34 protein-coding genes and 2 pseudogenes are annotated in these 26017 nt (G+C 61.1%); 25 read left to right on the forward strand and 11 right to left on the reverse strand.

The features are described 5' to 3' along the window. Positions 1-161: 161 nt before the first annotated feature. The 6 genes and pseudogenes from H7R73_RS24565 to H7R73_RS12340 all read right to left on the reverse strand — a co-directional run. Positions 162-308, reverse strand: a pseudogene (locus tag H7R73_RS24565) (HNH endonuclease); the annotation flags it as partial. Between the two features lie 164 nt (positions 309-472). After that, a complete protein-coding gene (locus H7R73_RS12320) occupies positions 473-754 on the reverse strand; it encodes a hypothetical protein (protein ID WP_158657321.1) in 282 nt (93 codons plus the stop codon). Between the two features lie 136 nt (positions 755-890). Then, on the reverse strand, positions 891-1700 hold the full coding sequence (locus H7R73_RS12325) for a restriction endonuclease (RefSeq protein ID WP_103260164.1): 810 nt from the start codon (positions 1698-1700) through the stop codon (positions 891-893). A 482-nt stretch (positions 1701-2182) separates the two neighbouring features. Further along, the gene (locus tag H7R73_RS12330; RefSeq protein ID WP_103260165.1) at positions 2183-2434 is read right to left on the reverse strand and encodes an ogr/Delta-like zinc finger family protein; all 252 of its coding nucleotides are present in this window, start codon (positions 2432-2434) and stop codon (positions 2183-2185) included. A 60-nt stretch (positions 2435-2494) separates the two neighbouring features. Then, entirely contained in the window at positions 2495-3511 is a 1017-nt protein-coding gene (locus H7R73_RS12335; protein WP_103260166.1) for a phage portal protein, read from the reverse strand. Next, positions 3508-5319, reverse strand: a complete 1812-nt coding sequence (locus tag H7R73_RS12340; RefSeq protein ID WP_103260167.1) for a terminase large subunit domain-containing protein — start codon at positions 5317-5319, stop codon at positions 3508-3510. The genes H7R73_RS12335 and H7R73_RS12340 overlap by 4 nt, the downstream gene beginning before the upstream one ends. 175 nt (positions 5320-5494) lie before the next feature. Here H7R73_RS12340 and H7R73_RS12345 point away from each other — a divergent pair, with 175 nt between their 5' ends. From H7R73_RS12345 to H7R73_RS12460, 25 genes and pseudogenes are all read left to right on the forward strand, one after another. Next, entirely contained in the window at positions 5495-6367 is an 873-nt protein-coding gene (locus H7R73_RS12345; protein WP_103260168.1) for a GPO family capsid scaffolding protein, read from the forward strand. A 9-nt stretch (positions 6368-6376) separates the two neighbouring features. Beyond that, positions 6377-7425 (forward strand): annotated as a pseudogene (locus H7R73_RS12350) (phage major capsid protein, P2 family). Between the two features lie 3 nt (positions 7426-7428). Then, positions 7429-8154 (forward strand): phage terminase small subunit, encoded by a 726-nt coding sequence (locus H7R73_RS12355; RefSeq protein WP_103260170.1) that lies wholly within the window; start codon positions 7429-7431, stop codon positions 8152-8154. Positions 8155-8270: 116 nt separating this feature from the next. After that, positions 8271-8732 (forward strand): head completion/stabilization protein, encoded by a 462-nt coding sequence (locus H7R73_RS12360; protein WP_103260171.1) that lies wholly within the window; start codon positions 8271-8273, stop codon positions 8730-8732. Beyond that, a complete protein-coding gene (locus tag H7R73_RS12365; RefSeq protein ID WP_182951152.1) occupies positions 8729-9253 on the forward strand; it encodes a phage tail protein in 525 nt (174 codons plus the stop codon). Before H7R73_RS12360 ends, H7R73_RS12365 begins: the two co-directional genes overlap by 4 nt. Further along, positions 9250-9936, forward strand: coding sequence for a phage virion morphogenesis protein (locus tag H7R73_RS12370; RefSeq protein WP_182951154.1), 687 nt, complete (start codon positions 9250-9252; stop codon positions 9934-9936). The genes H7R73_RS12365 and H7R73_RS12370 overlap by 4 nt, the downstream gene beginning before the upstream one ends. Before the next feature lie 4 nt (positions 9937-9940). Next, on the forward strand, positions 9941-11053 hold the full coding sequence (locus H7R73_RS12375; RefSeq protein ID WP_103260174.1) for a DUF2586 domain-containing protein: 1113 nt from the start codon (positions 9941-9943) through the stop codon (positions 11051-11053). Between the two features lie 3 nt (positions 11054-11056). Continuing rightward, on the forward strand, positions 11057-11512 hold the full coding sequence (locus H7R73_RS12380) for a phage protein (RefSeq protein ID WP_103260175.1): 456 nt from the start codon (positions 11057-11059) through the stop codon (positions 11510-11512). Between the two features lie 9 nt (positions 11513-11521). Next, entirely contained in the window at positions 11522-11731 is a 210-nt protein-coding gene (locus H7R73_RS12385) for a TraR/DksA family transcriptional regulator (RefSeq protein ID WP_048207751.1), read from the forward strand. Positions 11732-11754: 23 nt separating this feature from the next. After that, positions 11755-12081 (forward strand): phage holin, lambda family, encoded by a 327-nt coding sequence (locus H7R73_RS12390; protein ID WP_182951155.1) that lies wholly within the window; start codon positions 11755-11757, stop codon positions 12079-12081. After that, on the forward strand, positions 12068-12529 hold the full coding sequence (locus H7R73_RS12395; protein WP_103260176.1) for a glycoside hydrolase family 24 protein: 462 nt from the start codon (positions 12068-12070) through the stop codon (positions 12527-12529). Before H7R73_RS12390 ends, H7R73_RS12395 begins: the two co-directional genes overlap by 14 nt. Beyond that, entirely contained in the window at positions 12526-12960 is a 435-nt protein-coding gene (locus H7R73_RS12400) for a hypothetical protein (protein WP_103260177.1), read from the forward strand. Before H7R73_RS12395 ends, H7R73_RS12400 begins: the two co-directional genes overlap by 4 nt. Next, positions 12857-13087 carry an Rz1-like lysis system protein LysC gene (gene lysC, locus H7R73_RS24190; protein WP_232092785.1) on the forward strand — a complete coding sequence of 77 codons (231 nt, stop codon included), beginning with the start codon at positions 12857-12859 and terminating at the stop codon, positions 13085-13087. The genes H7R73_RS12400 and lysC overlap by 104 nt, the downstream gene beginning before the upstream one ends. Beyond that, positions 13084-13344, forward strand: coding sequence for a putative phage tail assembly chaperone (locus H7R73_RS12405; RefSeq protein WP_041214418.1), 261 nt, complete (start codon positions 13084-13086; stop codon positions 13342-13344). The genes lysC and H7R73_RS12405 overlap by 4 nt, the downstream gene beginning before the upstream one ends. Positions 13345-13385: 41 nt before the next feature. Then, positions 13386-13529 carry a DUF6890 family protein gene (locus H7R73_RS12410; protein WP_015985417.1) on the forward strand — a complete coding sequence of 48 codons (144 nt, stop codon included), beginning with the start codon at positions 13386-13388 and terminating at the stop codon, positions 13527-13529. A 6-nt stretch (positions 13530-13535) separates the two neighbouring features. Next, the gene (locus H7R73_RS12415; RefSeq protein WP_103260179.1) at positions 13536-15458 is read left to right on the forward strand and encodes a phage tail tape measure protein; all 1923 of its coding nucleotides are present in this window, start codon (positions 13536-13538) and stop codon (positions 15456-15458) included. Then, the gene (locus tag H7R73_RS12420) at positions 15458-15781 is read left to right on the forward strand and encodes a DUF2590 family protein (RefSeq protein WP_048207756.1); all 324 of its coding nucleotides are present in this window, start codon (positions 15458-15460) and stop codon (positions 15779-15781) included. The genes H7R73_RS12415 and H7R73_RS12420 overlap by 1 nt, the downstream gene beginning before the upstream one ends. Next, positions 15778-16965, forward strand: coding sequence for a baseplate J/gp47 family protein (locus H7R73_RS12425; RefSeq protein WP_103260180.1), 1188 nt, complete (start codon positions 15778-15780; stop codon positions 16963-16965). The genes H7R73_RS12420 and H7R73_RS12425 overlap by 4 nt, the downstream gene beginning before the upstream one ends. Continuing rightward, positions 16958-17560 (forward strand): phage tail protein, encoded by a 603-nt coding sequence (locus H7R73_RS12430; RefSeq protein WP_103260181.1) that lies wholly within the window; start codon positions 16958-16960, stop codon positions 17558-17560. The genes H7R73_RS12425 and H7R73_RS12430 overlap by 8 nt, the downstream gene beginning before the upstream one ends. Then, positions 17557-19599: a phage tail-collar fiber domain-containing protein gene (locus H7R73_RS12435; RefSeq protein ID WP_103260182.1), complete on the forward strand. Its 2043-nt coding sequence runs from the start codon at positions 17557-17559 to the stop codon at positions 19597-19599. Before H7R73_RS12430 ends, H7R73_RS12435 begins: the two co-directional genes overlap by 4 nt. Continuing rightward, positions 19599-20024, forward strand: a complete 426-nt coding sequence (locus tag H7R73_RS12440) for a tail fiber assembly protein (RefSeq protein ID WP_103260183.1) — start codon at positions 19599-19601, stop codon at positions 20022-20024. The genes H7R73_RS12435 and H7R73_RS12440 overlap by 1 nt, the downstream gene beginning before the upstream one ends. Then, on the forward strand, positions 20021-20902 hold the full coding sequence (locus tag H7R73_RS12445; RefSeq protein WP_103260184.1) for a hypothetical protein: 882 nt from the start codon (positions 20021-20023) through the stop codon (positions 20900-20902). Before H7R73_RS12440 ends, H7R73_RS12445 begins: the two co-directional genes overlap by 4 nt. Next, the gene (locus tag H7R73_RS12450; protein ID WP_103260185.1) at positions 20899-21447 is read left to right on the forward strand and encodes a baseplate complex protein; all 549 of its coding nucleotides are present in this window, start codon (positions 20899-20901) and stop codon (positions 21445-21447) included. Before H7R73_RS12445 ends, H7R73_RS12450 begins: the two co-directional genes overlap by 4 nt. Then, the gene (locus tag H7R73_RS12455) at positions 21444-23057 is read left to right on the forward strand and encodes a hypothetical protein (protein ID WP_103260186.1); all 1614 of its coding nucleotides are present in this window, start codon (positions 21444-21446) and stop codon (positions 23055-23057) included. The genes H7R73_RS12450 and H7R73_RS12455 overlap by 4 nt, the downstream gene beginning before the upstream one ends. Positions 23058-23089: 32 nt before the next feature. Continuing rightward, entirely contained in the window at positions 23090-23299 is a 210-nt protein-coding gene (locus tag H7R73_RS12460) for a hypothetical protein (RefSeq protein WP_103260187.1), read from the forward strand. 640 nt (positions 23300-23939) lie between these two features. On the opposite strand, the gene nadS is transcribed toward H7R73_RS12460, so the two are convergent. From nadS to infC, 5 genes are all read right to left on the reverse strand, one after another. Further along, positions 23940-24224 carry a NadS family protein gene (gene nadS, locus H7R73_RS12465; RefSeq protein ID WP_103260188.1) on the reverse strand — a complete coding sequence of 95 codons (285 nt, stop codon included), beginning with the start codon at positions 24222-24224 and terminating at the stop codon, positions 23940-23942. Between the two features lies 1 nt (position 24225). Next, positions 24226-24558, reverse strand: a complete 333-nt coding sequence (locus H7R73_RS12470) for a type II toxin-antitoxin system RelE/ParE family toxin (protein WP_103260189.1) — start codon at positions 24556-24558, stop codon at positions 24226-24228. A 251-nt stretch (positions 24559-24809) separates the two neighbouring features. Further along, on the reverse strand, positions 24810-25166 hold the full coding sequence (gene rplT, locus H7R73_RS12475) for a 50S ribosomal protein L20 (protein WP_010674800.1): 357 nt from the start codon (positions 25164-25166) through the stop codon (positions 24810-24812). A gap of 15 nt (positions 25167-25181) precedes the next feature. Beyond that, positions 25182-25379 (reverse strand): 50S ribosomal protein L35, encoded by a 198-nt coding sequence (gene rpmI / locus H7R73_RS12480; protein ID WP_005300673.1) that lies wholly within the window; start codon positions 25377-25379, stop codon positions 25182-25184. An 86-nt stretch (positions 25380-25465) separates the two neighbouring features. After that, positions 25466-26014, reverse strand: a complete 549-nt coding sequence (gene infC / locus H7R73_RS12485) for a translation initiation factor IF-3 (protein ID WP_026139078.1) — start codon at positions 26012-26014, stop codon at positions 25466-25468. Positions 26015-26017 lie beyond the last annotated feature (3 nt).

A 26017-nucleotide genomic window follows, 5' to 3' on the forward strand; every position in this document is an offset into this window, starting at 1 on the left:
AAATCTTCTGATCTAAATGCGAAGTCGAGCTTGCCAAATCGGTGGGCCTTTACAATGTTGTCCCCAAATAAAATGTCGACCTCAGGGATCCTCCCTCTCTTGTTTTTCAGTTCCTGATTAAATCTAAGGTATGTGAACTCTCCAGACTCAAGAATTTGCTTCTCAATATGAGTAGCAAAATAGTTATTGCAAGAATCACAAACTGTTCCTATAGGCAAAGTCAACTTCGAATTACCTAGTGACTCAGGAATTATATGTTCTACCGACTTACTGAGTGATGAATCGCCTTTGCAAAAAATACACCTCACTCGTTTACTCCTCTTTTTTCGAAGATGCCTAACGCCCAACTAAGGATCCCACGATACATTACCATAAAACTCATACACAACAGCTACAACCACACGAAGAGAAAGGGACAAAAAGCACACACATTAACAGTAACTTCGAGGAGTTTATTATGCAAATTAACCTACTAATCTTCTGGAGATTTCACCTCCCATACATGATCAGTAAACATAGTACCCATAATTGCGAGTAACGAATATGACAAATAAAGGAGGAAAATAATCGGGACCATCACAATCATACTTCTATCTGATTCACTCGTTATAGCCGTATAGGATAAAAAAATAATCCCTCCAATTGTCAAACACAACAATATTAGAACACCAGCACCTTTAGCCTTAAGTGAAAGCCCTTTATCCCTCGAATGTGACAACTCCAACTCTACATGGTCTCTTTCTTCTTTAGACATAAAAATCTCTCTCATCAAAGATGAACGATGTTTCATTAACAAGTAAATAATGACCCTAACATAAACTATTGCACCAAAAACATCTTAGTCAATTTGTGTCGAAATACTAAGCATTTAATATCTCTTTTAAATATTTTTATTCGTCTCTTGTTTCAGCACGATACATAGCTTGCGCCGACATCAAACTTACAGGTATTTCTCCTTCGAGAGTTCTAACTAAGTCTGGCTTATAGTCACCATTTTGGTACATTGACCATTCTGCCTCAATTAGCTTTTCTTCGAAGTAATTAAGGTTCAAGTTCAACCAGTTTTGTAACTGTTGGAAGTTATGAACAACAGGGTCACCCTGCTGCTCTTTTAGATAATTTTCAATGACGATTGGATAGCGAAAGTCTTCTGCAGCCATAATCGCCTTTCTCGCTGCGATTAATATGAGCTGACCAGAAAAGTTCATAGAGTAATCAAACAGGCCCTCTCGAAGACCATATTTTATCCTCATTTTTTTTGAGTGTGACCAGTAGCGGTCTTCAAGTAAAGATTGCCGTTTGCTATACATTTTTATTATTTCAGTCTCAACCATCCCCTTAGTTTCAGATTTTAGCTCCTCGAACGTTTTAAGCTTTACATTGCTATTTATTGCAGCTTCAACAGCCCCGGATTGAAAACCTTTTTTTGAAACAATAAATCCACGATCAACACCGACATCGTCTACGATAGTTCTCAAGGCCAGAACATGAGATTTGCTGACTTTACTATTCCAACATTTCGCTTCAACAATCCAAGTAATATCTTGCCCTAAAAATTTTGTTTTAACCAAAATATCGATATCGTGATTAGTCCTAACTCCTTTAACTGTCACATTCGTTTGAGCGTCAGCACCCAAAGCTCGAAAATGCTCGCAGATCACTTCTTGAAACTCATACCAATCCATATCTTCTTGCTTCATTTTTACCTCAGGAGACGACTAACTAGCTACTATGCGTAAGTTTTCACATAGAAATAAGCTTCTATTTCGGATATATCCAATACAACTATTAAGATATTGAAAATACCAAGAATATTTCAATACTCTCAACTGGATATATGGAATCTTGCCTTTCTACCCAACTACAAGACATTCTTGTCGTAGCTCTCATCAAACACGACATAGCTACCGCACGGGGTTTCAGCTCCCAGCATGCTGCTTTTAATTGGATTGAGGAAACTACAACCATCAGATATAGCTCAGTTACCTTTAGGACAGTTGGGGCCGAATGAATAGCATATTAAATGCTAATCGCGCTAGTCAGCAAGAAGTTATCTATGGGGTTGTTTTTTGGTCATTTTTTATGGCAACAAGCAAAGAGGGGGGAGACTGCGGCGACCGGTATCGGGATAATGGCTGACAGAAAACCAATATGCGAAAGAGGGAAACAATTATTGGGGGCGCTATTGCGCCCCAAGCCCTTTGAGTACCATCTGTCGCCCCTCTGGCGTTAGCGACCCCACCAAGCTGAGCACCAGCTGGTTCGTGGTCTTGGCCGAGGGGCTTAGGGTATGGGCGAACGACAAGGTGGCCACCCAGCTGTGGCCACACTCGGCATCGGTGCACTGGCAGTAGAGATCCGAGACATCATCGCTCAGTCGGTTGGTCTTGGTAATGCGGCCCCGCTGGCCACACACTTTGCAGTAAACCCGCATCAGCTCCCCCCTTCCCCATAAAAATCAACGAGCTATTTTGCCACAGCAATTACTGTTTGTTTATACAGTGGAGCCTATATTCTCCCGAAAATCGACCCAAAGGGAGCGAGGGAGTCCTGCACTGTTGATGGCGTCCTGCACCAGCTCGCAGAGCGGCAGCACCTCGTTCCTGGCATAGGTGGCGTCGTACTTCTCGGGATCCCCGAGCCCTCCCCCGCCATTTGTCGGGATAATGCCGGCTAGCGCCGCCGGGAAGCGATGGGATGTCAGTACATCCTGGGCGGTGATCCCCTTGATGGCCGCGAACTCATCCTTGGTCGCGATGTCCCCCACCGGGATCAGCTTGATGCCATCGGGCTTGCCGTCCGGGATGTTGACGAACATGGAGCGGAAGTTCCCCACCCCCTTGCTGCTCGCGATCATCTCCTTCATCTCCTCCTCGGTGTCGTCGTCCATGTTGGGATCGGTGGCGTAGAAGATGAACCCCATGTGGGCACCGTTGAGGAAGTATTTGCGCCGAAACAGGGTGGCGTCCTGGTTGAGCAGGGCCGACTGCAGGCCGCCCAGGTAATCGGGCATGCCATAGACCTGCTGCTCGGGATCGTACTGGGCCAGCCAGATCACATCCTCCGGGCGGTAGATCAGGTTCGGCTTGCCCTGCTGCAGGTAGACAAAACAGCCATCCTCGCGCCTGCGCAGGTAGACGCTGGAGAACGGGTGCAGCCCCACCACCTGGCCAAACCCATTGCGAATTTTAAGCAGGCCCGCATCCCCGAACTGCAGGTAGTTGTGCACGAACGCCGTGATGATGGCGCGCTGGTTGGTGAAGCGCCCCGCCACCATGTTGCGCCTTGCCATCAGGATGGCCCCATGGTGGGCGTTGGCCCTGGCCACCTTGGCCAACCCCTTGCGCTCGATAGGCGGCTGGTAATATTCGCCGTAGGGGTTGTAGAACACCCCGGTGTAATCGGTCATCCAGGCCGTGGGGTCGATGGCCTCCGGCATGCTGAAGGCCACGGCGCTGCGGTTGGGTGAGGTGACCGTCTGGGCCGATTGGGGTTTGTGTCGCTTGGTCATGCTGCCTTTCTCTCCTGGCTGGTTGCCCAGGTGGATTTACGTTTGCGGTGGGTATCGAGCGGCTCATTGGCCACGGCGTGGGCGATGGCAAAAAACACGTCGGCGTGTCCGGTCACATTGTCTCGGGCCGCGCGGAACGTCATCTGGCCACCGCCGGTGGTGCTGCGCTTGATGGCGAGAAAGGCGAGCGGGATGTCCCGATCCGAGCTGTCCCACTCGATGCGGTTCGCCTCCACCACGTCGATCATCTTGAGCACCAGCCGCGACTTGCTCTCGATGCTGTAGTTGATGGGGTGGCATACCCCTTTGAACACCGGCTTCAAGAGGTCAAACACCCCGGCGCCGATGCCGGAGACGTCGACCCCGAGATACGTGACCCGAAATTTCTTGGCGATGCGCTCAATCTCCTGCGCCTGGAACTGAAAGTTGAGCCCGCGCCAGTAGTGCTTTTCCAGCACCCGGAAGCGCTCGCCAGCGACGGTGGGCGGGGCGACCACCACCAGGGTGGCATTGTCGCGGGTGCGGCTCGGGTCGTAACCCATCCACACCTCGCGACGTCCGAACGGGTCGGGCCGGCCGGGCTTGTAGTCCTCCCACCGGGTCGGGTCCACCCCTGCCCGCTCCATGTCCTGGAACTTGAACACCGACAGGGCATCGTCGATAAAGCGGCACATGTAGAGGCGGTCGAACACCTCCTCCGGGTACTCGTCTTTGAGCTCCTCGATGTCGATTAGGTGGCAGCCAAGGCGAATGGCGTCCTCGATGGTGATGACGTAGCGCCACTGCCTGTCCGGGCAGACGCGGCCGCCATCTCGTAGGTCATCTTCGCCCGGGAAGTCGATGGCCACCCGGCTCGGGCGCTGCCCCTTCCAGCGATCCCCGGTCCAGAAGCGGTACGCCTCGTGCACCTTGCTCGACGGGGTCGAGAAGTAGGTCTTGCGCCAGTGGCTCTGGGTCGCCATGGCGCTGGCCACGTCCGAGAGTTTCTCAAAGTTGGGGATCCAGAAGTATTCGTCGATGTAGACGTTACCGGAGCGGGATTGGGCGCTGTTGGAGTTGGTGGAGCAGAAGTGCAGCTCGGCCCCGTTCGACAACACGATGGGGTTGCCGGTCAGGGTGACGCCGAGGAACGTCTGGGCAATCTTGCAGATGTAGGAGCGGAACACCTCCGCCTGGGCCCGGGTGGCGGACAGAAAGATCTGGTTGCCGCCGGTCAGCACCGCATCTTCCAGCGCCTCGCCGGCGAAGTAGTAGGTCATGCCGACCTGGCGGGACTTCAAGATGTTGCGGGTTCGCGGCAGCGCCGGGTCGTTCTTGGCCTCCCGCATCCGCAACTGATAGCCAAACAGGGTGCCCAGCCATTCAGTAAAGTCATCGGCCGTCAGGTGCCCGATCTCGTTCTTGGCCTTCTTGCCGCTCTTGCGGCTCTTGCGGCTGCCGCCAGCCTGGTGCTTACCACGGTTGGGCCCGGGCTCATGCCCTTGCTCACGCTGGGCCTTGAGGGCCTGCTCGCGCTCGGCCCACTTGAGCGCCTTCTCTTTGAGGCTGACATGGTGGCCGATGAGCCGGTCCAGCTCCTCCTGCTCGCCTGGAGTTTTCTTCTCCCGATGCAGCAACACCTGCACCCGGCGATTGATGGCATCCTCGACCGCTTCCTCGGTCAGCAGGTCGCGCCAGCCGAGCTTTTCGGCCCAGTAGTAGATGATGCGACAGGAGTTGAGCCCCAGTTCGTCCTTGATCTCCTGGGGTGTCCATCGTTTAAGGTAGAGTCCCTTCGCCGCATTGCGGATCTCTTCGGGGTACGCCACGGCGCCTCCATCCGGTGAATGATGGCGCCATCATAGCCAGCCCCCTCCCCCCACTTATCCCACTGATGTTCTGAGCAATTCGGATTTCCTGCTGGATCCGAATCCAGCAGAACGCCATAGCGTGAAACCCCCTTGCCGACCCGATAGCCTGAGCCCGCATCACTTGGGAGCAGGCATGAACGAATCAACCTTGAGAACTGGCTGGGTCTGTATCGCCACCGAAGGCAAAGCGGTGGACGGGCGGGACATTACCCGCGACTGGCTCACCGACATGGCCGAGACCTACGACCCGACTTATTACACCGCCGTCATCTGGCCCGATCACGATCGCTGGTCCAGCTACGGCACCGTGCAGGCGCTCAAGACCGAAGAGGTGGATGGTAAGCTCAAGCTGTTCGCCATCCTCTGCCCTAATCGGGATCTCATCTACTACAACCAGAGCGGCCAGTATCAGTTCTGCTCCATCGAGCCCTTCGAGAACTTCGCCGATCTGGGCCGCACCTACCTGCTGGGCCTCGGCGTCACCGACGAACCGGCCAGCATCGGAACCACCCATCTCAAATTCAGCAACAGCAACAAGGGGCAGGCCGTTGGCACCAGCGAGCCGCTGGACCTCTCCACGTTCAAGCTGCCCAAGCACGAAAAGGCCGATGGCCTGATCGCCAAGTTTTTCAGCTTCCTGGCCAGTCATGGCGAGCAAGCGCCCACGACTCCCCCCAGCCAACCCGAGGATGAGGAAATGACCAAAGAACAGTTCGATCAGATGCTGGGGGCCCTCAATGGCCTTGGCACCAAGATCGATGGATTCAGCGCCAAGCTGGAGACCAAGCCCACCCCCGAGCAACCGGCTCCGACGGCCACCGAACCCGACAAGGTGGAAGAGAAGCCCGGCATCACCACCGAGCAGTTCAGCAAGCTGGAACAGACCCTCGCCAGCCTGACCGACAAGTTCGGCGAGCTGAACGGCAAGATCGACCAGTTCTCTGTCGAGAAGCCGGGCCAGCGCCCGGGCGCCCTCGGCGGTGACGATACCCCTGCAGTCTATTAAGGAGCGACCGTGAGCCAGACTCTTACCGTCCAGGCCATGCAGCGCCTGGAGCAATACAGCAATGCCCTGGCCAAGGCCTACGGCATCCCCGTCAACGCCCTGGCCAAGCAGTTCAGCGTCACCGGCCCGGTGGAAACCGGCCTGCGCGCGGCCCTGCTCGCCTCCGTCGAATTCCTCGGCCTCATCACCTGCCTGGACGTGGACCAGATCAAGGGCCAGGTGGTGCAGGTTGCATCGGCAAGCTGTTCACCGGCCGCAAGAAGAACGGCCGCTTCAACGGCAAGATCGGCGTCGATGGCAACACCTACGAGCTGACCGAGACTGATTCCTGCGCTTCGCTGGACTGGGCGACCCTGTGCGTCTGGGCCAACGCCGGTAGCGAGGGCGAGTTCCTGCGCCTGGTGGGCGATTTCATCAACAAGGCGTTTGCCCTGGACATGCTGCGGGTCGGCTGGAACGGCGTGGAAGCGGCCGCCGATACCGATCCCGTCGAGCACCCGCTGGGGGAAGACGTCAACAAGGGCTGGCACCAGATCGCCCGCGAGTGGAACGACGGCAGCCAGATCATCAAGGCCGAGGCCGGCAAGAAGATCTACTTCGACCCGGACGGCAAGGGGGATTACAAGACCCTGGACGAGATGGCCTCCGATCTTATCAACACCACCATCGATCCCCTGTTCCGCCAGGACCCGCGTCTGGTGGTGCTGGTCGGTACCGACCTTATCGCTGCCGCCCAGGCCAAGCTCTACAGCGAAGCCACCAAGCCGAGCGAGCAGATCGCCGCCCAGAAGCTGGCCGAGTCCATCGCCGGGCGCCGCGCCTACATCCCGCCCTTCTTCCCGGGCAGACGGATGGTGGTCACCACCCTGGACAACCTGCACATCTACACCCAGCGCGGCACCCGCAAGCGCAAAGCAGACGATAACCAGGACAAGAAGTGCTTCGATAACCAGTACTGGCGCATGGAAGGCTATGCCCTCGGCGAGCACCTGGCCTATGGCGGCTTTGAAGAGGCCGACATCGAGATCGGCGCCGCGCCAGCGGCCCCCGAGGTCTAAGCCATGAGCTCACCCGGTCAACGTCACAAGCAGCGCGTGCACGCCGTGCAGGGGGCCCAGCAGGCCGCCAGCTCAGGCGTCGCCACCGGCGCGGTGGCCGACAGCCTGCACCTGCAACTGATTGCCCTGGAGCAGGACATGGTCCGGCTGCGCAAGCTGGCCCGCATCGGGGATCGGGTGAACATGAAGCGCGACGAATTGATGCCCAAGTACCGCCCCTATGTGGAGCGCTATCTGGCCGCCGTCGCTGAGTCCGGCCAGCCCTATCAGAACGAGCTGTTCCAGCGCCTCATCATCTGGGCTTTCGATGTGGGCGACTTCGACGCCGGCATCGCCTGGGCGGATCTCGCCATCGCCCAGGGCCAGCGCACCCCGACCAACATCAAGCGCGACTGGGCCCACTTCGTGGCTGACTCCGTGCTGGAGTGGGCCGAGAAGCAGGCGGCCGAGGGGCATGCCGTAGAGCCCTGGTTCTCCCGGGTGTTCGACAAGGTGCGCAATGACTGGCGCCTCAACGAGCGGCTGACCGCCAAGTGGTTCAAGGCCGCCGGTTGCCTGCTGCTGCGCGACCACGACGGCCAGCCCCGCCCCAGCGCCGTGGGGGACAGCGCCACCCTGGAGCAGGCCGACCACTGGCTGGCCCAGGCCGACAAACTGCACGGCAAGGTGGGCGTCGGCACCTTGCGCCAGAAGATTGCCATGCGCCTGCGGGCGCTCAATCCCGAATAACGAATCGACTCTCCGCGCCGTCGCACCCCGGCGCGAATGCCATGAGCAGCCTCTGGCTAACTCAGCGGCAATTGCGTGGCTTCAGGGGTGCACCCATTCAACCAGCGAGGCAATCCATGTTTGCAGGCAAGGACATCGACTACAGCGCCGCCACTATCCGCAATGACGGGTTCTGGCCGGATGTGGCCGTCGCCGACTTCGAGCGCCGCCGTGCCCTGCCTGCCGATCTGAACCAGCAGACCACAGGCGCCGCCTTGCTGGCCGCCGTCTCCGAGATCAACCTGCAACTGGCTATGCGTCAGGCCGCGCTGATGGCCGAGGGCTACGCCAGCGCCGCCGATGTGCCGGGGCCTAGCCTGGAAGGTGGCAACAACGCCCTGACCGAGCAGTACCTGGCCGCCGTGTTTGCCCGGGCCAAGGCGGCTTTGCTGCCGGAGTTCGCCAGCGTCACCGAGCGGGCCACCGCCAACAACCAGGTGGAGCGCTCCCCGGACCAGCGCGCCCAGTTGCTGGCCGAGAGCCAGCAACTGGTGCGCAGCATCAAGGGAAAGCACCGGGCGGGAGTGTCGCTGATATGAGCGCAGCCATGAACGAGCAGCAGGCCCAGGGCTACTTCCTGCAGGCACTCCACGCCGAGCTGCTGCGGGTACTGCCGGCCAAGTGCCACAAGCGCCTGGATAGCTGGATGGAGAACGGCACCATCAAGCTCGAACCCAGGAACATGGGGCCCACCGGGGTGGATGTGGCCTGGCTCACCTATCAGGCGGTGTTCACCATCGAGCAACTGCCGTTTCGTGAGCTGGATCCTGCCATTCTGCTGGCGGCCGTCGCCGCCTGGGTGCAGGAGCACGATGAGGTACGCGGGCAGCTCGACCTGCCCGATCCCGAGTACGCCGTGACCCCGAACGACGAGCAGACCGCCGATCTCGAGATCCAGCTCCCCTTCGCCGAGCCGCTGCGGCTTATCGAGCACCCGCAAGGGCCCATCAACTGGCTCGGCAAGCGCTGGAACGTGGCCCCCTATGACATCTGGGTGGCCGAACAGATTGACCTGAACGTGGGTGAGACCGGCGATCACCAAGTGGGTGGCCTCTCATGATCACCATCACCCTGGACACCCGTCGCGGCAAAGACCAGCTCAACCTGCTGGCCTTGCCGCCCAAGCAGCGCAAGCGCCTGGTATGGCGCGCCGCCAACGAGATGAAGAAGCTGGCCGCCCGTCACGTGCGCCAGCAGCAAGACCCCAACGGCAATGCCTGGGCCCCTCGCAAGCGGGGCAAACGCAAGATGTTGCGCGGCCTGCCCAAGCTGCTGGTGATCCACGAGCCGCGCCAGGACGTGGCCGAGGTCGGGTTCAAGAAAGGCACCATGAGCGCCCACGCCGGGGTCATCGCCAACACCCATCAGAAGGGGCACACCTACAAGGTGACGGCCGCCAGCCGGCGACGCATTGCTCCCAGTGAAGGCAGCAAGCAGAAGCAGGCCACCAAGGCCCAGGCCCGCAAACTGCGCGAGCTCGGGTTCAAGCGCCCCGGTCAGCGCAAGCGCTCATACCGCTCGGCATCGCTCGGCTGGATCACCGGCCACCTCAACTACGCCCAGGCGGGGTTGCTTATCAAGAAGCTCAAGGACGAACCGGTGGCCGAGAGCTGGGAAATCCATCTGCCGGCGCGCCCGTTCCTGGGCGCCAATGCCAGACAGCGGCAACAGGCCTTCGCCCGCGCCCTGCAGAGCATCGATTACGGCTGGGACGTCAACAAGCAAGACATGAAGGGGAAATAACGGCATGTGGCCTTACGTACAGATCAACAACTTGAACCAGATGCAGGGGCCCGTGACGGAAGTCGAGCGCCACCTGCTGTTCATCGGCAGCGCCGCCAGCAACACCGGCAAGCTGCTCTCCCTCAACGCCCAATCCGACTTCGATCAGTTGCTCGGTGCCGCAGACAGCGAACTCAAAGCCAACCTGCTGGCCGCCCGTGATAACGCCGGCCAGAACTGGTCGGCGGCGGCCTATGTCCTGCCCACCGACAAGCCCTGGCTGGACGCGGCCCGCGACGCCCAGCAGACCCAGTCGTTTGAAGGGGTGGTGGTGCTGGGGCAAGAGTGGGACCAGGCGGGCATCAACGCCGCACACGCCCTCAATCAGGAGCTGATCGCCAAATGGGGGCGCTGGCAGTTCATGCTGCTGGCCGTACCGGCCATCGCTGACGAACAGGACTGGTCCACCTACGAGGCCGAACTGGCCACCCTGCAGGACGGTATCGCGGCAAGCTCGGTTTCCCTGATCCCGCAGCTTTGGCCAACCCTGGCCGGCGCCTATGCGGGCCGCCTGTGCAACCGTGCGGTGAGCATCGCCGACAGCCCCTGCCGGGTGAAGACCGGCGCCCTGGTGGGCCTTGGCAACAAGCCGGTGGACAAGGACGGGATCCCGCTGCCACTGGCCACCCTGCAGACCCTGGAGCAGAACCGTTACTCGGTGCCGATGTGGTACCCGGACTATGACGGGATCTACTGGGCCGATGGCCGCACCCTGGACGCCGAGGGCGGCGACTACCAGGTGATCGAGAACCTGCGCATTGCCTACAAGGTAGCGCGCCGGATGCGCCTACGCGCCATCGCCCGCATCGGGGATCGCTCGTTCAACTCCACCCCGGGCAGCACCGCCGCCGCCATCACCTACTTCGGCAAGGATCTGCGGGAGATGGCCAAGGCCGCCACCATCAACGGCCAGCCGTTCCCGGGCGACATCGCCTCCCCCCAGGATGGCGATATCCGCATTCAGTGGGTCGCCAAGAACCTGGTCTCGGTGTTTGTGGTGGTGCGCACCGTGGACTGCCCCAAGGGGATCACCGTCAACATCATGCTCGATTTGAGCCTCAACAATGGGGAGGGCTAACCCATGACCCGTCGTATCTCCGGTGCCAGCTTTGACACCACCCTCCTGGGGGCCATGGTCCACGTCGAAAAGGCCAGCCTCTCCATCACCGACAACAGCGCCGTGGCGCAAACCCGGGGGATCCCGGATGGCTTCGTCGATGGCGATGTCGCCGCCGAGCTGGAGTTCGAGCTCGATACCAAGAACTTCTCGCACTTGGCCGACGCCGCCAAACGGGCGGGGAGCTGGCGCGGGATGGAGCCGGACGATGTGCTGTTCTACGCCGACACCGGCACCGAGACCATGAAGGTGGAGGCCTTCGGGGTGAAGCTGCTGGTCTCCGACCTGCTCGACATCGATCCCAAGGGGGGCAGCAAGAGCGTGCACAAGGTGAAAGGCTTTGTGACCTCCCCCGACTTCGTTCACCTCAACGGCGTGCCTTACCTCTCCAAGGAAGACACCCGCCACCTGCTGGGTTAAGGGGGAAGCTTGGACGACATCGATCGCGCCAACCATCACGCCGCCCGCATGCTGGCGGTCCAACTCGCCAACCAGGTGGGCAAGGGGCATTACCAGGGGGAGAGCCTGCACCAATGCGAAGAGTGCGACGACGACATCCCCGAGGGACGCCGCCGCCACGTACCCGGGGTGCGCCTGTGCGTCCCCTGCCAGACCCGCCTTGAACGGTTGGCCCGCTAACCAGAGCTACGGACATGAACCACATGCCTCATAAAGACCCGACCCTCGCCACCGCCCTGCTGGCCTGGCTGATGGACAACTGGCCCGCCGTCTATGGGGCCCTGCTGGCGCTGGCCATCGCCTTCCTGCGCATCACCTACGCCGGTGGGCGGGGTCGCCGCCGGCTGATCGAATCCCTGCTGTACGGCCTCATTACCTTGGCGGCCGCCACCGGGACCCACCTGCTCGGGATCCCCCAGGAGGCCACCCCCTTCCTGGGCGGTGTGGTGGGGCTGCTCGGGATCGACATCATCCGCGACCGGGCGGCCCTGATGTTTAGCAAGAAGGAGGACAACAATGCCGCGCAGTGACTGCCACCCCCAGATGGCCGCCTTTCTCGACCTGATCTCTTATGCCGAGGGCACCAAGGGGCTGGGCGACGACGGTTACAACAAGCTGGTCAACCCGGCCGGGTTCTTCCAGGACTACCGCGAACACCCCGATGTGTTGGTGCGGGTCAACCCGACCCTGCACAGCACCGCCGCCGGGCGCTATCAGTTCCTGTCCCGCCATTGGCGCCACTACCAGGCGGCGCTCGGCCTGCCGGACTTTGGCCCCGTCTCCCAGGACACCTGGGCCATCCAGCTTATCCGTGAGCGCAAGGCACTGGACGACGTGATCAAGGGACGCATCCCCCAGGCGATCAGCAAGTGCGCCAACATCTGGGCCAGCCTGCCCGGCGCCGGCTACGGCCAGCGCGAGCACAAGCTGGCTGAGCTGCTGGCCAAGTTCACCGAGTTCGGCGGGGTGCTGGCATGAGCACGCTCATCCGGTTGTTGCCGACCCTGATCGGGTTGGTGATTGGCAGCTTGCTGTTTGCCCAGGGGGAGCGACTCACCCAACGCACCCGGGAGCTTGCCTCCGCCAACGAGACCATTGCCACCCTGCGAGAGGCCAACGACCAGATGGGCAGTGTGCTCAAGACACTGCGGCAAGAAGACAGCGCCCTGCGCCAACTGCTCGACCACCAGAACGCGGCGTTGGCCGAGCTCGACAACCAGAACAGGAAGACCACCGATGACCTGCAACAAGCCCTGGCCACGCCACCGGCAGGCCGCCCGGATTGCGCTCGCGAGCCTTTGCCTGCTGGCGCTCTGCGCCTGCTCCAGCCAGCCCACAACCGTGGTGCAAACCCGGGTGGTCAAGCGGCTGCCGCCGCCGGGGCTGGTACCCCACTGCCCGGAGCCTGAATTCACGGGGAGCACCTACGGCGATGCCGTGCGGTTTATCCCCACCCTGCAGACGGCGCTGCGCCGCTGCCAAACCCAGATCACCACCCTGAACAACTGGATTACCCAAGAGGAGACAATCCCATGAGCAAGACCCTGACCCTGACTGTGGCCGGTACCGACATCAGCTTTGAGCCGACCATGACCGCCTACAACGGCTTCATCAACGACATGATGCCGAGCGACAAGGTGGCGCCGGCCCACAACTACCTCAAGAAGATCGTCTGCCAGGAGAGCAAGGCTGCGCTGGACGAGCTGCTCAAGCGCCCGGGCGCCGCCCTGCAGTTGGCGGGAGCCATTAACGAGCAGTTCGCCCCCACCCTGGAGATCACCGTAAAAAACTGACCGCGCGCGCCGAGGCCATCGAGCGCAATCCCCTGGAGCAGGTGCTGGCGCTGCGGCGCTACTACCTGCCCCACGAAGAAGACGACCTCGACAGCCTGGCTCGCGCCATCTGGTTAGACAAACAGCACCGAGAGTCCAACGCCGCCGCCGTGGCCGAGGGCATTGCCAAAGCACTGAACGGGTAACGACTGATGGCCTGGATGGAAAAATTGATGATGCAGGTGGCCCTGGTTGACCAGGTCACCAAGCCCCTTGCCGGCATCAATGCCCAGATGGACAAGGTCAGCAAGGCGGGCCGCCAGGGCTGGAGCAACATGGCCATGGGGGCCACTACCCTGGCCGCCGGCGGGCTGGCGGTGCAGGCGGCCCTCGGCCCCGCCATCGAGATGGACCGGGCCCTCTCCGAGGTGGCCTCCCTCGATGTGCAAAAGGACGTACTCGGCGCGCTCGGCCGCGAAGCTCTCAAGCTGTCTGTGCAGTACGGCAACTCGGCCACCGAGATTGTCCGCGCCTCCTACGACATCCAATCCGCCATCGCCGGGTTGGAGGACAACGAGCTGCCCGCCTTCACTCGCGCCTCGACCGTCCTGGCCAAAGCCACCAAGGCCGACACCGCCACCATCACCAACTACATGGGCACCATGTACGGCATCTTCGAGCAGCAGGCCAAGAGGATGGGCAAGGCCAACTGGGTGGAGGATGTGGCAGGTAAGACGGCGCTGGCGGTACAGCTGTTCAAGACCACCGGCCAGGGCATGGCCGATGCCTTTGGGGCCATCGGTGCCAACGCCACGGCGGCCGGGGTGTCGATGGATGAGCAGTTCGCCGTGCTGGGCCAACTGCAGGCCACCATGGGCGGCGGCGAAGCCGGGACCAAGTTCAAGGCCTTCCTGGCCGGGGTGGGCAGTGCCCAGAAGGCGCTCGGCATGAAGTTCACCGACGCCGCGGGCAACATGCTGCCGGTGCTGACCATCCTCGACAAACTCAAGGCGCGCTATGGCGAGACCCTGAGCGTGGCCGAGGGGGACGAGCTCAAGAAGGCGTTTGGCTCGGATGAAGCGGTGGCCATGGTCAAACTCCTGATGACCAACACCAAGGCCCTTTCCACCAACATCAACGCCCTGGCCAACACCCATGGCATGGGCAAGGCCGAGCAGATGGCCGCCTCTATGACCGACCAGTGGGAGCGGGTAACCCAGGCCTGGTTCGCCATTCGGGCTGCCGCCTTCGGGGTGGTGCTGCCAGCCATCAACAAGGTGGTGGGGGTCTTTGCCGATGGCGCCGACACCGTGCTGCGCTGGACCCACCTATTCCCGAACCTCACCCGGGCGGTGAGTTATGCCCTGCTGGCCATCGTGGGCCTCGGCATGGTGACCGGTGCCTGGCTGCTGGTCGCTGGCGTGGCCAAGCTGGCCACCCTGGGGCTCGGCATTGCCTGGTCGCTCCTGATCGCCCCGCTCAACCTGCTCAAGGCCGGGCTGGTTGCCTTTCGCGCCATCCTGCTGGCCGTCAACATCATGATGGCTGCGAACCCGGCCGTGCTGCTGGCCTATGTGGTCGGCGGGCTGCTCGTCGGGGCTATTGGGCTGGCGATCTACTACTGGGACGACCTCAAGAAGACCCTGGCGGACTGGGGCGTGTTCGACGCCATCCAGAGCATGATCGACGGGGCCGCCGCCGGCTGGGCCAGCTTCATGCAGCTGCTCGGCAACCTGAGCCCCTTCCAGTTGCTGGGTCGGGCGGTGGATTGGCTGATCGAGAAGCTCAACCTGATCCCGGGGGTCAATATCGAGCTCGGCGGCATGCCGGACCTGCAACTGCCCGCACTCACCCCGCTGACCCTCCCTATCATGTCGGGGACGGTCACCGCCCCCATGGCGGCAGAGCAGCAACAGGCCTCGATCACCGCTCCCCTCGCCCGCTACCGCCAGCCGGAGCAAAGCAAGGTGCCGGCCGGCGGGTTGGGCCAGCAGTTGATCCAGGCCAACGCGGCCGCGAGCGCTGCCAACCAGAAACCCGCCAAGTCCCTGCACATCGGCGAGGTGCACATCACCAACCAGAACCCCATAACCCCGGAGCAACTGGCCGAAAACGCCTGGCTGGAGACCAAGTGATGAGCGAACCCAAGTACATCGACATCCTGGTGGTGAACGGTGCCTGGCAGCTCGATGCCGGCGGCCAGCCCCGCACTACCCAGGACCGGCACAGCATCGGTCAGGACATCAAGCACCGCATCATGGAATCCGGGCTCGCCCGCAAGCTCATCGGCGAGCGCAGCCCGACCCTGCGCAGCGACGTGATGACCGAGATTGAACTGCTGGTTGAAGACGACGAGCGGCTGGTGCCCGGCACCATCTTCATCAGCGAAGAGGCCCCCGACCGGGTGCTGGTCACCGCCCGCACCTATGAATTCGGCGAACTGGAGGTAACCCTGTGAACCTGCGCCCGACCGTGGACTTTATGGCCCTGCTGGCCGAGGCCGGCGTGCCGACCACCGAGGCGGCCATGGAGGCCGAGCTCAAAAAGGAAGTGGTGGCCGCTGGATCCCTCATCACCAACGACAGCGACGTGAGCCCGTTCTGGAGGCTGGTGCGCGGCGTGGTCATCACCCCGGCCCTCTGGCTTATCCGCACCCTGCTGGCGGGCCACGTGCTGCCCAACACCTTCGCGGCCACCGCCACCGATGCCTATCTCGACCTCAAGGCCTGGGATGTAGACCTCACCCGCAAACCCGCCCAGAAGACCCGGGGCCTGGTCAATTTCGTGAAAGCCAATCCAAGCGACGCCGTCACCATCCCGGCCGACATCTGGGTCACCACCGAGCGCATCAACGGCACCATCTATCGCCTGCGCCCCCTGCAGGCGGTGGTGAGCCCCGCCGGGGAAGCCGTCGCCCGGGTGGTGTGCGAGGCCGAACTCGCTGGCGCAGCCTGGAACCTGGCCCCGGGATATTACAACCTGCTGAGCGAACCGGTGACCGGCATCCTCTCGGCCCGCAACGATGACAAGGAGTGGATCACCACCCAGGGCAGCGACGTCGAGAGCAACGACGCGCTCGGCCTGCGCATCCAGAACCAGTTTTCGGCGGTGGGGCGCTACCACATCGACGCGATTTACCGATCCATGCTGGCGAGCGTCGCGGGGATCCGTGCCGATCACATCTTCTTCGAGCACGACGCCCCGCGGGGACCCGGTACCGCCAACGCTTACCTCCTGCTGGAGGTGGGGGCCACCCCGGCCAGCCTCATCAACCAGCTCAACGACTACGTGGGCCGCCAGGGCAACCATGGCCATGGGGATGATCTGTTCGTGATGAGCATCCCTGAAACCCAGCACAGCCTCACCCTGGCGCTCTGGCCGCAAGCCAACCTCAGCGACGAGCAAAAGGCCGCGCTCAAAGCCGGCGCCGAGAACCTGGTCAGGGCGGCGTTTCGCCAGTCGGCAGACTTCCCGGCCGTCACCCGCACCTGGCCACGCTCGCGCTTCTCGCTCTCCCAGCTTGCCCGCGAGCTGCACAGCCAGTTCCCGCAGCTCCAGAGCCTGCGCTTTGGCGAGAGTGACATCGTCGCAGGGCTGGCCATCCCACGATTGAAGACGCTGACGGTGACCCTGCATGACTGACCCGACCCCCCTTGAGCACGAGCGGCAGGCGCCAGTGCTACCCGATGCCAGCGCCCCCTGGTGGGAAGATGGCTACACCATCAGCCCGGCCCATGCCGAGCCGGGTTTCCTGGCCAAGGGCATCAACGCCTTCTGGCAACGGCTCAAGGGCTGGTTGCTGCTGCCGCTGGCCCAGCAAGACCCGCTGACTTGCTCGGAGTCCTTGCTGGCCCTGCTCGCCTGGGAGCGGGACATCACCCGTTTCAACGGCGAGCCGATTGAGCTCTTTCGCAAGCGGGTCAGGTTCGCCTTTGTGAACGCCCGGGACGCCGGCGAAGTGGCGGGCTTTAAGCGCATCTTCGAGCGCCTTGGCATCGGCTGGTGTGACATCCACGAACGCCAGGCCGGCACGCCCTGGGACGTCATCACCATCGAGGTGACCGACGGCGCCATCGCCAGCAACCAGCAGTTGATGGAAACCCTCATCCAACACTATGGCCGCACCTGCCGCCGCTACCGCTTCCAGGTGGTTTACCCGGTCACCGCCACCCTGCGCACCGGTCGCATCGACATGAACCAGCAGGTGTTCGGCGCATCACTCAAGAGGACCCCATGAGCCAGATCATTACCAACGCTTTCGCCAGCTACCTGCAGGCGAGCCTCGCCAACCAGACGCCGGTGGTGCTCGATGAGTTCGTGCTGGCCAACATCCCGGGCCTGGACCCGAACAAACCGATAAGCCCGGATCTTGGCTTGCCACCGGCGGGCCAGATTGTGCACCGCCACGCGGTGGACCAGCGCGGGCGCATCAACAACGACGCGGTGGCCTACACCATCGTGATGGACACCACGGTCGGCGATTTCAGCTTCAATGCCCTCTACCTCATCAACAAGGCCAGCGGCATGGTGGGGATGATTGTGCACAAGGGGCTGGAGACCAAACTCAAGACCAATGAGGCCACCGGCCAGACCGGCAACAGCCTGGTCAAGTCCATGCTGATGGAGTACGACCGAGCAAGCGAGGCCACCGCCACTCACGTGGACGCCAGTACCTGGCAGATTGACTATGCCGCCCGCCTGCGCGGGATGGACGACGACCTGCGCCTGCAGGCGCTGCAGTTCTTCGGACCGGCCACCTTCTACGGCGACGGCTTCAAGCTGGTGAACGAATCCGGCGTCTACAAGGTGCAGCCCGGGGTGGCCTATGTGGGTGGCCTGCGCGCCCAGCTCGACGAGGTCAGGAAAATCACCCCAGGTGCCAAGCCGGTGGGGCTTTGGCTCGACATCTACCGGGCGGGCTCCTTGCTCAATGCCTGGGTGAATCACTTCAACCTCACCATGAGCGTGCCAGCCCTTGCCGACTATGTGGACGGCAACGGCAATCAGCACCATGTAGCCAAGGTCGCCATCATCAACAGCGACGGCAGCGTCACCGACCTGCGCCGCAAGCGCACCATCGAGCTCTCCGGGGATGTGACTGGCAAGGGTATCCTGGAAGATGCCCAGGGAGTCACCATTGCGGTGGAGGTCAAGGACAACAGCCACGGCCATCTGATGGAGAACGTGTCCGGGTTAACGCAAGCGCTCGCCAGCAAGCTCGATGTCAGCGGCTACAAAGCCCGCCGCGACATGTTGAATAACAATGGGACGACATTTAACTATACGTCCAACAAAGACTTGGATAGCTGCTTGGCCGGTGACTTCGGGCTCTACGAGAAAAAGACCTGTCCAAATTCACCGCCGACTGCAAAACCCTATTTTTACTGTGAGACCAAGCGCATCTATGCGCACATTGCCATGCTCCAGATCGCCTGGCCTTACGACGGGGATGGCGTGCTGGCCATGCGTAACTACAGCATAAACTCCTCAAGCTGGAGCCCGTGGCGCGAGATCTTCGACACCGGACATCAGCCGACCATTCAGGAAGTCGAGGGCCTGCAGCAAGCGCTGAACGGTCTATCTCCCACTTCTCACTCGCACCCGGGTTCCTGGCTCAACCCCATCAACCTGGGAACCGAAGACCTCGACACCCTGAAAGAACCCAAGGTGTATGCCCAGCATGCCAACGCCAACACCTCCCCCGCACGCCATTACCCGGAAAACAGCGCGGGGGCACTCATCGTCAGCTACGGTGCTGGCCCCCAGCAGACCTACCTGGTCTACAACTCCAGCCGGGTCTGGCGCAGGGCGCAATACAGTACCGGAGACTGGACACCCTGGACCCGGGATTACAACACAGGCAACAAACCAACGCTGGCCGAGCTCGGTGCGGCTGCAGCGAGCCACTCGCACCCCTGGTCACAACTGACCGGGATCCCGGCCTATGCATCGCGCTGGCCCAGTTGGGGAGAAGTCACCGGCAAGCCCGGCACCATGCCGCCATCAGCCCACACCCACCCCGCGGCCCAGGGCAACGCCGACATTGTCGCGAGCAGCTACGGGCAGGTGGGCACCTATGTGTTGGCGTCCAACGTCTCCGGTGCGACCAAGGGGATCGGCGCCACGGTGTCTGGGTCCAGCCTGGTCCCCGCCTCGGCAGGGGAACGGCACCAGGATGGCGCCAGCCTGGCAGGTACCTGGAAATGCCTCGGTTACTCAGTTGGCTCTGGTGGCCCCTTCGATACCCGCATCACGCTCTGGATAAGGATTGCCTGATGGAAATCATCACCGCCAAAAACGTCATAGCCTACACCAACCAACCGGACGCCCTGGACATGGAGGTGGCCTTTGCTCACCTGCCCGGCCAATTCGTCACCTTTACCGCCCGCAAGGACGACTCGGCCGAACATGGGCGCGAGCTCTATGTGCGCGCCATGTTCGGCGAGTTCGGCGAGATCCGCACGCTGGCCCAGCCCGAATACCTCCCGAGCGAAGCCGAGCAGCAGCGCAAACTCGATACCCTGCAGGCCGAGGCCACCCTGCACCTCGCGCCCCTGCAGGACGCCAAAGAGCTGAAGCTGGCCACCCCGCAAGAGCTCGACAAACTGGAAGCCCTGCAACGCTATCGCATCGCCCTGATGCGCCTGCCGCAAAGCGAGGGTTGGCCAACTTCGGTCACCTGGCCGGAGATGCCCCAATGAGTTGGGCCCAGGGGGCGCTGCGCTGGCCCGCGAGCGCTGACACCCTGCACACCAGCTCCCGGGAGGTACTGGGGCAGCTTCCGGCGAGCCAGGCGAGCGCCATGGGCCGACTGCAGGGACTGGCCGCGCGGGCTCAATATCGGCGCCACCCACTTAGCGAGGCGGCAGGGGGCTGGGCCACTTTGCGGGCCGAGCTCGACCGGTTGCTGGTGAATGGCCACTGCCTCACCGTCACTCCCTACCAACACGGGGTGGGTCAACTGCAGGGCAACCAGCACCATCTGTCTGCCCCCAACGCGGTGGCGGCCCTGGCCGCCAAGCTGCAGGATGGCGCCGATCCACGCCTGCCCAGCGGGCAGCAGCATGCCCTCGCCTGGCTGGTGACCGGCAACAGCGCCGAGGACCTGGCCCGGCAGTTGGCGCTCCTATGCGCCCTGCTGCCATTGCCGGAGTGGTGCGCCACCTTGCGCCGCCTCACGGCCAGCAACGACACCATGCACCAGCCAAGCGCCGCCAGGGTGCCGCGCTGGCGCGCCGGGGAGCCCCTTTGCTGGGCGCCGTTGCGCCCTGCCCGGGCAGCCCTTGGCGCTGAGCTGGCCCAACTGGAGAGCCTCGCCCGGGATAACCAGAGCCCCATCGACAGGCTGCAGGCGTTGGCGAACCGTCGCGCCGCCCGCCTCGATGCGCTGGCCACCGCCCTGGCCGAGCTGGGCAAGCTGTCCGGCACGCTCTGGCACTGGCAAGGCCAAGGGGATGCGGCGAGCCTCGCCACCCAACTCGGGCAGAGCACGCCCCCCGACCACAGCATGAGCATGACGGTCGGTGCCCTGCTGCTTTCCCCCTCCCCGCTCACCTTCTGGCAGGAGTTGACCCCATGAGCCAAGCCATGCTGACCCTGGATGGCGAACCCATCATCATGAAGTCGATGCGGGTGTCCGCATCGATGCAGTTTCAGGACAAGGACCAGAGCGGCCAGACCAGCTCGACCAGCAGCGCCGAGCAGGGCGCCAAGGGCAAGGAGCTCGATGTTTCGGGTCTTATCCCGTTCAAAGAAGAGCGCATGCTGAGCCGGCTGTTTGAGTTGGCCGACGCCAAGGGCAACGGCGGAAAGCGCCACATCTACCGGGTCGGCTCTCTCCTGGCCAAGTCGGTTAAGGTGCGCCAGGCGAGGTTCGCCGGGCGCATCACCGCCAGCGAACAGGAGGGGCTGCTGGCCTGGCAGGTGCAGTTCACCTTGAAGGAGTTCAACTCGGTGCCGGAGAAGCGCGAACAGCGCTTGCCCAAGCAAGTCCCGACCGTGGGCCAGGGTACCGCCAACACCAGCGCCGCCAAGCCCGGCGGCAAAGAAACTGAGAACGAGTCGCAAAGCCTCAGCAGCTTTGAGCGCTACGTGCTCCAACCGATGGATGACATACTGGCATGAAACTGACGACCTCACTGACCCTTGCCGGCCAACCGGTGCACCTCATCGACCATGACCTGGTGCTGGATCTCAACGCCGGCGGCCGCGCCGCCCTCACCATCGAGGGCACCGCCAGCAAGGGGCAGACCTTCACCCTGGACACCGGCTATAACGGCGACCTGCGCCGCTGGTTCACGGGCTACGTGTACGATGTGCACCCCGCCGCCAACGGTGCCAGCAAGCTGCTGTGTCGGGAGCTCGCCGGTGCCCTGGGATCCCGCCTCCCCGTCAGCCAGCAGCATGCCACCCTGCGCGGCCTGCTGGCCTGGCTGACCGACCGCTGCGGGCTCACCTTCCTGCTGCCCCAGGGGGCGGGCTATACCGACCGACCGATCCCGAACTTCACCAGCGCCGGCACCGGCTATCAGTTGCTCGATAACGCCGGGCGCGCATTCGAGGTACCGGACTTTGTCTGGTACCAGCAACCGGATGGCGCCATCTACGTGGGGAGCCACGCCCATAGCCGCTGGCATGGCAAGGAGGTGACGCTCGATCCCGCCTGGTCAGGGCGCCAGGCGGGTGACACCCTCACTCTGTCGCCGGTGCCGGCCATCCGGCCCGGGGCCATCATCAACGGCAAGCGGGTGATGCGGGTGCGCCTCAAGGGAGACGAGATGACCCTGTCCACGGCGACACCCGGCAAACCGGTGAAGTCGCCGGAGCGGCGCAAGATAGAGGGCGAGTTCCCGGAGCTGGCGGACAAGATGCACCTGCCCAAGTTCGGGCGGGTCGAGGCGGTGAGCGATCAGGCCACTGCTGGCCAGCTCAATGATCCCTTTCGCCCGCGCTACGCGGTGGATGTGCAACTGCTGGGCGAGGATGGCCAGCCCGACAAGGCGACCCCGCTGTATCGGGCGGTGCCGTTGTCGGTGCTGTTCGGCGGGCAGGAGCAGGGCCTGCTGCAGTTCCCCATCGAGGGGACCCTGGTTGAGCTGGGGTTTGCCTTCGGTCGCGCAGACCGGCCCTTTATCCGCACCGTGCTCGGCAGCGGCTGGGCCTTGCCCGACATCACCCCGGGTGAGCAACTGCAGCAGCAACGGGCCGAGGTATTCAGTCGCACCGATACCGTGGGGAACCTCATCCGCCACACCGACCGTCGCCTGCACGACCAGGCCCTGCAGATGCACCACCAGAGTGACGACTACCTGGGGGACCATGGCCAGCATCGGCTGCAGGTGACGCAGCACAGCGTCGAGGAGGTGGGCGGGTTCAAGCTCATCGAGACGCTGGGGGCCATCGAGCTGCTGGCCGGCGACGATCTCACCCTGGGGTGCCTCGGCAATCTAAGCCAGACCACGGCCGGGGATCTGGTCGAGGTGGTAGGACAACTGCGCCGGGCTGTCGCCGGCGAACTTCAGCACCTGGAAGCGCCCCGCTCCTGGGTGGGGACAGATAACGTGAACATCTTCCGGCTACTGCTGCAACTGATGAACGTGGTGGAGCAGCTGGCCGCCGCCACGGCTGGCCACACCCACGGCAGCGGACCCGCACCAGGGAACAGCGCGGCCATGATGGAACACGGCCAACAAGCCAAGCAACTGGCTGGACAGCTATCCCCTATCATTGAATAGCCAGTTTCTCTGAAAACAGTCTGGAGACGGCTATGACTGAAAATGCAAGAGAGCGTCTGAAGATGCTCATTACCCTGAGTGGAATGCCACGAGAGGAATTCGAGCATGATGGCGTGCTTGAGGAATTGGTAGAAGACTCCACCCTCTTTGGTTCTGATCACAACGAAGTCTTGTGTGTGCTGGATGCCTGGAGCGGTTCACCCAGAAGAAAGCTACTGCTTGAATTCCTCTTCGATGAATAGCATGTGAAGAAGGCCCCACATAGTGGGGCCTTCTTCTATCTGCCTGACAGCGCCTGAGCATGGCCAGGGAAGTGTGCCGCATGAAGAGACACCGTCGGGCAGCGCTGCATCATACGTGAAGCCTATGCACGCTCACAGCCCCCCTGGCACACCACGGAATAGCCCACGGCGGCGTCTGCGCCACGGAATCCGCGCTCATCCGCTCCCGCCTGCGGGGTTCTTCAAGAAAAATTTTTGCAAAAGTGGATTACCGCAAAACCACAGGCCCAGGCCGCGCCCCATCAAGGATCCGCAGGGCGTTGAGGATCTGCAAAGAAGGATCTTTTTTGCGGGGTTTTACAGTTTGGTGGGACTCTGGATAGCTGCGCTGGAAATGTAACCCATTGAATATATTGAGAGAGGTGTACTTTCCGTGGGGATTCGAACGATGGAGAGGGATCTCGCTTGTTGCGGAAGAATAGCGAGAAGGCCTTTTTTTTCAGTTAGTTAAGTGTCTGCGACCATGCTACGAAAACTGACGTTTTGAAAAAGCATAGAGCCATAATGGTTAACCGAGATAGTCATAGCAGATGGGCTTTATCTGGCGTTCTGCGTACTCAGGATCAGAAAAGGCCCACCCTATGGGCCTCTTCATTCCATATCAGTGAGCAGCAAGCTCTCTGTAGAGATCTGGCTTTTCCTGCATAAGCGTCAAAACCTTCGCTGCCAATCCAGTCGGGTTGCGTCGCCGGGTTTCCCAGCTTTTGACCGTATCCACACTCGTCCCCAGAGCTTGGGCAAACTCCTGTTGCGATACCTTGAGGGCCAGGCGGATGGCCTTGACGTCTGCGACTTCGTATTTGGTCCGTGCAGCAGGCTCTACGCGGCCCTGCTTGATCTCGACAGCCTCTTCCAGGGAAGCCTTCAGTTCGTCAAACATGTTCATATCAAACCTCCCCTTTCAGTAACGTGGTCAATTTCTTCAGCTCTGCCTTTTCTGCCGCAGTGAGGCTCTCTTTCTCACTCTTCGCATACACCAGTACCAGGTAAATCGTCTCTACAGTTGCCAAGAAGTAGATCACCCTGGCACTGCCGCTTTTCCCTTGCTGGCCTGTTGCCATGCGAACTTTTCGCAAGCCACCAGTACCTTGGATCAAGTCGCCTTTCTCTGGCTGGGCAATCAGTTCGACTTGCAGTGCTCTGAGCTCATCATCTGTCGCTAAGACTTTTATCTGTCTGGTGAAGATAGACGTCTCAATAAATTCAATCGCGTGACTCACGCATCACTCACTCTGAGCATTCATCATGGTGTACATAGTACACACCACGCGACAGCGAGGCAACATGGCTATTCTGGCTGTGCCCTACCCCTGCAGCTAGTACGCCCACCAGGTTCTCAGGCTAGGATGACATCGAGCAAAATAAATGGGGCAATATGTGGACATTAAAAACAAAAAAGCCATATAAAACAGCTAGTTACAGATGCAAAAAAGGAGGCCTGAGCCTCCTTTATTTTTATAACAGAGCTGGATTAGACCAGAGCTGCTTTAGCTTTTTCAACCAGGGCGGTGAAAGCCAGCTTGTCGTGAACGGCGATATCGGACAGGATCTTGCGATCGATCTCGATGGAAGCCTTCTTCAGACCGTCGATCAGACGGCTGTAGGACAGGCCGTTCTGACGGGCTGCAGCGTTGATACGCGCAATCCACAGTTGACGGAACTGACGCTTCTTCTGGCGACGGTCACGGTAGGCATACTGACCAGCTTTGGTTACCGCTTGTACCGCTACGCGGTAGACACGGGAACGGGCGCCGTAGTAACCCTTGGCGGCTTTCATTACTTTCTTGTGACGAGCGCGAGCGGTCACACCACGTTTAACTCTTGGCATTTTTCACATCCCCCCTTATGCGTACGGCAGACAAGCGACAACACGTTTGTGGTCGGCAGCGGAAACAAAGAACTTCGGTCCCAGCTGACGCTTACGCTTGCTGCTCTTCTTGGTCAGGATGTGACGCAGGTGGTTGTGCTTGCACTTGAAGCGACCTGAGCCAGTCTTCTTGAAGCGCTTTGCGGCGCCCCGGTTGGTTTTCATCTTCGGCATTTCATACTCCGCATTGTGAGTGACAACAAAATCGCAAGGCGAACCGACTCATGGGGCCAGCCCCATGAGTCAATTTCTTGTGGGCCTTAAGATTTCTTCTTGGGTGCGAGGACCATCACAGCTTGACGGCCTTCGACTTTCGGGAACGATTCGACTACGGCCAGCTCTTCCAGATCGTTCTTGACGCGCTCGAGAACCTTGATACCAAGATCCTGGTGGGCCATTTCACGACCACGGAAGCGCAGGGTGACCTTTGCCTTGTCCCCGTCTTCCAGAAAGCGAACCAGGTTGCGTAGTTTTACCTGATAGTCGCCTTCGTCGGTGCCAGGACGGAATTTGATTTCCTTGACCTGGACGACTTTCTGCTTTTTCTTCTGTTCTTTGGTGGTCTTGCTCTTTTCGTAGAGGAATTTGCCGTAATCCATGATCCGGCAAACGGGCGGCTCAGCGTTCGGACTGATCTCGACCAGATCCACTCCAGCCTCAAGGGCCAAGTTCAGCGCATCCTGAATGGAGGTGATGCCAATGGCTTCACCATCCAGACCAGTCAGACGAACTTCTTTCAGACGGATCTCTTCATTGATCCGGTGAGCGCGGGCTTGCGGTTGCTTGCCCAGTTTTTTTCCGCCTTTTATAGC

It is taken from the genome of Aeromonas sp. WP2-W18-CRE-05 (genome assembly GCF_014168615.1).
Classification (GTDB): Bacteria; Pseudomonadota; Gammaproteobacteria; order Enterobacterales; family Aeromonadaceae; genus Aeromonas; species Aeromonas caviae.